The sequence below is a fragment of the Actinomadura roseirufa genome (genome assembly GCF_900659635.1).
Classification (GTDB): domain Bacteria; phylum Actinomycetota; class Actinomycetes; order Streptosporangiales; family Streptosporangiaceae; genus Spirillospora; species Spirillospora roseirufa.
Map to the genome: position 1 here is coordinate 1 of NZ_CAACVB010000412.1, position 4,986 is coordinate 4,986.

Genomic DNA, 4,986 nt, shown 5'->3' on the forward strand with positions numbered 1-4,986 from the left:
ATCGCCGCGGCCGCGCCGATCGCGGCGACGGTGGCGCCCGCGGCGGTGGCCATGGTGGCCTCCTTGCCGCCGACGCGGCGGCCGACGACCGCGTGCCGTCCCGCGGTCTCCTCCATGACCGCGCGCAGCGCCGCGGCGTTGTCGTGGCCGGGCTTCCAGCCCGCGGCGCGCAGCCGCGCGCAGTCCACCACCCAGGGATAGGCGACGTAGTGCAGGTCGGTGGCGGGCGCCGGGGTCATGCCGAGCCGGTGGAGCCGCTGGGCCATCCCGAAGGTGAGCGCGGCGGGCAGCTCGAAGCTGCGCTTGCCGGTGATCTCGGTCACCTCGTCGGGGCCGAGCCAGCCTTCGCAGCCGACGGCGACCGGGCCGGGCACGTCCTCGATGACCACGACCTCCAGCGCGGACGCGAGGTCCTCCACGTGGCAGAACTGCCAGCCGGGCGTGCTGCCCTTGACCGACAGCAGCCGGGGCGCCTCGAAGTGCCGGGTGACGACGGTGTCGACGCCGGGCCCGGCCAGCGCGGCGGGACGCACGACGGTGATCTCCAGGCCGGGGTGGGTGAGCGGCGCCGTCGCGGCCAGCTCCTCCATCTCCAGGTAGTCCCCGGCGATGCTGGCGTTGGCCTCGGCGCCGAGCGGCGCGTCCTCCGGCAGGGGCAGCGGGTTGCCGGGTTCCGCGCCGTACACCATGGCGCTGGTGACCAGCACCACACGGCGGACGCGCGCGGCGGCGGCCGCGGTGACCACGGTCTGCGCGCCCCGGACGTTGTGGGTGCGCCGGTCGCGGGGGTCGGCGTCCGGGGACTGCTCGATGTCGAGGTTGACGATCACGTCCACGTCGGAGAGCCGGTTGGACAGCAGCGGATCCCGGATGTCCACCACGCGCCACGTCGCGCCGGGCACGTCGCCACGGTGCCCGTCGATGGCGACGACCTTGCGGATCTCTTGCCGTTCGGCGAGCCGGGCGGCCAGCAGCCGCCCCGCCCCGGAGGCCGCGCCGGTGACGGCGACGACCGGGCCCTTGCTACGCCGAGGGCGAACCTTGCCCGTTGCCACGGGGGTGCCCCCTTCCTTGAGTACGCGACCTTGCCGGGACCGGCTAACGTTGCGGATATGAGCCCATCATGCATCCCAGGGGCAAACCGATGAGTGACACTCCCTTCGGCTTCAACCGTCCCGGTGACGGCGACGACGACCGTCCCCAGGATCCATTCAAGGGCATGGGCGGCGACATGGCGCAGTTCGCCGACATGCTGCACCGCTTCGCCGACATGATCGGCGGGCAGGGGGCGGGCGGCGCCGGCGGCGGGCCGCTGAACTGGGATCTGGCCAAGAACATCGCCCGGCACGCGGTCGCCGAGCAGGGCGACCCGTCGATCGTGGACGCCGAGCGGCGCCAGGTCGAGGAGGCGCTGCGGCTGGCCGACCTGTGGCTGGACGAGGGCACGACGCTGCCCGCGGGCATCCGCGCGCCGAAGGCGTGGAGCCGCTCGGAGTGGATCGAGCAGACGCTGCCCGTGTGGGCGAAGGTGTGCGACCCGGTCGCGGCCCGGATGGTGGAGTCCATGGGCGGGGCGCTCGGCGGCGGCGAGATCCCCGCCGACATGCAGGCGATGGCCGGCCCGCTGATCGGGATGGTCCGGCAGATGGCCGGGGCGATGGTCGGCGGTCAGGCCGGGCAGGCGCTCGGCGCGCTGGCCCGCGAGGTGACCGGATCGGCGGACGTGGGCCTGCCGCTGGCGCCCGACGGCGTCGGCGCGCTGCTGCCCGCCGGGGTCGAGGCGTTCGGCGCGGGCCTGGAGGTGTCGGGCGACGAGGTGCGGCTGTACCTGGCGCTGCGCGAGGCCGCCCACCAGCGGCTGTTCGCGCACGTGCCGTGGCTGCGGGCGCATCTGCTGGGCGCGGTGGAGGAGTACGCGCGCGGGATCACCGTCGATCTGTCGGGCATCGAGAAGGCCGTCCAGGGGCTGGATCTGAGCAACCCCGAGGCCATCCAGGAGGCGCTCGGCGAGGAGCTCCAGCTCCAGCCGGAGGAGACGCCGCGGCAGAAGGCGGCGCTGGCCCGGCTGGAGACGACGCTGGCCCTGGTCGAGGGCTGGGTCGACACGGTGGTGAACGAGGTCGCCGAGGGGCGGCTGCCCGGTTCGGTGAAGCTGGCCGAGGCGGTGCGGCGGCGCCGCGCCACCGGCGGTCCCGCCGAGCGGACGTTCGCGACGCTGGTCGGGCTGGAGCTGCGGCCGCGGCGGCTGCGCGAGGCCGCGACGCTGTGGCGCTCGCTGACCCGCGAGCGCGGCGTCCAGGGCCGGGACGCGATCTGGGAGCACCCCGACCTGCTGCCGACCGCCGCCGACCTGGACGACCCCGACGGGTTCGTGCACGGCCGCGAGGAGATCGGCGGCCTGTCCGACCTGGACCTGTCCAAGCTGACCAAGGGGCCGGACGGGTCCGCGCGGGACGGCGGATCCGCGGAGGCGGACGGCTCCCGCGACGAGGACGGCGACGAGCACGGGAACGGCGAGGACGGGAACGGCGAGGACGGCGACGACGCGGGCCCGCGCTCGTGAGACGGGCGCGCCCGCAGCGCGTGAGCGGCTGCCGGTACGAGCCCGGCTCGTCCACGAACGTGATCAGGCGCCGGATCGCGCGGTCCGGCCTGTGCTGGCACCGGCCGAGCGACCAGGAGCGGCGCCGCCGCCATCCGGCCAACTCGCGGTATCCGCGCGTCGGCCCCGCGTGACCGGGTCCCAGGCGACCGGGGCGCGCGCGACCGGGCCCGCGTCGCTGTACGCCGACGCCGTCCGGGTCCTGGAGTCCTGGCGGGCGCCGGACGCCGCCCAGGAGGGGCTTCGCCGGGATTTCCTCCGCCATCTGGAGGAGCATCCGGCCGACGGGCTCTGGCGGGAGTGCGCCGCAGGGCACGTCACCGCGAGCACGGCGGTGCTGGACGCCTCGCGTTCCCGCGTCCTGCTGACCCTGCACGCCAAGGTCAAGGCGTGGCTCCAGCTGGGCGGGCACTGCGAGCGCGGCGACGCGACGCTGGCGGACGCGGCGCTGCGGGAGGCGGCGGAGGAGTCGGGCATCGACGGGCTGCGCCTCCTGCCGGGGCCCGTGCAGCTCGACCGGCACGCGGTGCGCTGCCATCCGCAGGGCACCTGGCACCTCGACGTCCAGTACGTCGCGATCGCCCCGGCGGGCGCCCGGCACGCGGTGAGCGACGAGTCCGACGATCTGGCCTGGTTCTCCGTGGACGGGCTGCCGGAGCAGGCCGACGACGCCGTCCGGTCCCTCGTGGCCCGGGCGGTGTCCCGCTGAGATCCGCGCGAGCGCGGTCAGGTGCCGAGCGGGTGACCTTCGAGCAGGGCGCGGGTGTTCTCCCAGCCTTCCAGGCCGGGGTCGAGCAGCCGGATGTCGGCGGCGGAGCGGATCCGGTGCCAGGCGGGGCCCTGCGGCACCAGTCCGGGCCGGGGCGCGGCGGCGCGCAGCCGGGCCAGCGCGTCGGGAACCTCGAGATCGACGGCGCCCATGCTCGCGGTGCCCGCGCGGGCGGCGGCGTCCGTGCCGTCGAGGACGGCGGCCAGCCAGCCGGGCAGGGGCAGCCGGGCGGCGAGGGCGACCAGGCCGTCGCCGCGGACGTCGCGGCAGGCGGCGGCCGGGGCGGAGCCGAGCGCGCGGAAGAGCTTGCCGATCAGCAGCGGCGGCAGGTCGGGGGCGTCCGGGGCGACGAGCGCGGCCTCCCCCGCGCCGAGGGCGTGCAGGGCCGCGAAGGCGGCGGCGAGGCCCCGGGCGCGAATGATCGGCGTGCCCGGCCAGGTGACGGCCTCGGCGTCGGGCTGGTCGGGCGGGTCCAGGACCAGCGCGGACGACGCCCGCCGCAGTCCGGCGACCACCTCGTAGGTGTCCTCCAGCAGGGCCAGGCGGAACTCGGCGGGATCGACGCCGGGCGGGGCCTGCGGGGCGGCGGCGGGAACCGACAGCACGGCGGCGTAGCGGGTCGCGGTCTCCGGGCCGGGATCCGTGGAACCGGGTGCGGTCACCCGGCGGCCTCGCGGGGGTACTCGCCCCCGGGGTGCAGCCCGTCGACATGGTGCAGGTCGTCGCCCCGGTGCAGGTCCTCGGCGGGGCCGGGCTCGGCGGGGGCGTCGGCCTCCAGCGGCAGGTGCGCCGCCGCGGCGACGCCCTCCAGGTACCCGCGGGCCCGGTCGGCCTTGGGATAGTTGCCGACCAGCTCCCAGAAGTCGGCGCCGTGCCCGGGGATGAGCAGGTGCGCCAGCTCGTGGACCAGGACGTAGTCGACGACCCAGGCGGGCATCCCGCGCAGCCGGGTGGACAGCCGGATCGTGCCGTCGTCGGGGGTGCACGAGCCCCAGCGGGTGCGCTGGTTGGCGACCCAGCGGACACTGACGGGGTCGGCGCGGCCGTCCAGGTACCGCCTGGACAGCTCGCGGGCCCGGGACTCCAGGTCGGCGTCCGAGGGACGGCGCCGCCGTTCCCGCTCGGCGAGCCGCTCCAGGATGGTGGCGATCCACTGTTCCTCTTCGGCCTTGCTCAGCCTGGACGGGACCATCACCACCACCTTGTCCCCGTCTCGGTATGCGGACACCGTCCGCCGGCGTCGGTTGCTGCGGCGGACCTCAACGTTAGGGGGCACGCCAGAACCGTACCCAAAAATTTGCGCCCTCCACAGGGGGTGTTTGACGTTACCCCAGGTCAACCGGCATGTTTTCCCCAGTCTCCATGGGGTTTCCACAACCTTGGAAGGCGCAATTCTCCGTGCTCTCCAGAACCCGAGCGCTTCTCTTTGCATTCACTCGGGTACATAGAGTGACGATCGACGCGCAGGGGGACTCGTGATGTTGCACACAAAGCGGCGGCCGGCGCCGGGACCGCGTTCGATGGCCGGGCGGCTCGGCTCCGGGGCGGCCGGAGCCGTCGCGGGACGCCTGGCGGGGCGTGCGCTGCGACCCGCCGCCCGACGGGCGGCGGGCCG

The 4,986-nt window shown here is 75.5% G+C and carries 6 protein-coding genes; 3 read left to right on the forward strand and 3 right to left on the reverse strand.

Annotated features, from left to right (window positions below; genetic code table 11):
• Positions 1-1,055, reverse strand: a 1,055-nt coding sequence (locus E1291_RS39035; protein WP_131743054.1) for an NAD-dependent epimerase/dehydratase family protein, incomplete at its 3' end; no start/stop codon positions are given.
• Between the two features lie 89 nt (positions 1,056-1,144).
• Between E1291_RS39035 and E1291_RS39040 the strand changes: the two genes are divergently transcribed.
• Genes E1291_RS39040 through E1291_RS39045 form a run of 3 tightly spaced genes read left to right on the forward strand, consistent with a single transcriptional unit; the run spans position 1,145 to position 3,311 of the window.
• The gene (locus tag E1291_RS39040) at positions 1,145-2,563 is read left to right on the forward strand and encodes a zinc-dependent metalloprotease (RefSeq protein ID WP_131743055.1); all 1,419 of its coding nucleotides are present in this window, start codon (positions 1,145-1,147) and stop codon (positions 2,561-2,563) included.
• A gap of 20 nt (positions 2,564-2,583) precedes the next feature.
• Entirely contained in the window at positions 2,584-2,736 is a 153-nt protein-coding gene (locus E1291_RS42840) for a hypothetical protein (protein WP_165495512.1), read from the forward strand.
• Positions 2,733-3,311 (forward strand): NUDIX hydrolase, encoded by a 579-nt coding sequence (locus E1291_RS39045; protein ID WP_131743056.1) that lies wholly within the window; start codon positions 2,733-2,735, stop codon positions 3,309-3,311. The genes E1291_RS42840 and E1291_RS39045 overlap by 4 nt, the downstream gene beginning before the upstream one ends.
• A gap of 17 nt (positions 3,312-3,328) precedes the next feature.
• Here the strand turns inward: E1291_RS39045 and E1291_RS39050 are convergent, their stop codons facing one another.
• On the reverse strand, positions 3,329-4,033 hold the full coding sequence (locus E1291_RS39050; protein WP_207401186.1) for a hypothetical protein: 705 nt from the start codon (positions 4,031-4,033) through the stop codon (positions 3,329-3,331).
• A complete protein-coding gene (locus E1291_RS39055; protein ID WP_131743057.1) occupies positions 4,030-4,599 on the reverse strand; it encodes a M48 metallopeptidase family protein in 570 nt (189 codons plus the stop codon). Before E1291_RS39055 ends, E1291_RS39050 begins: the two co-directional genes overlap by 4 nt.
• Positions 4,600-4,986 lie beyond the last annotated feature (387 nt).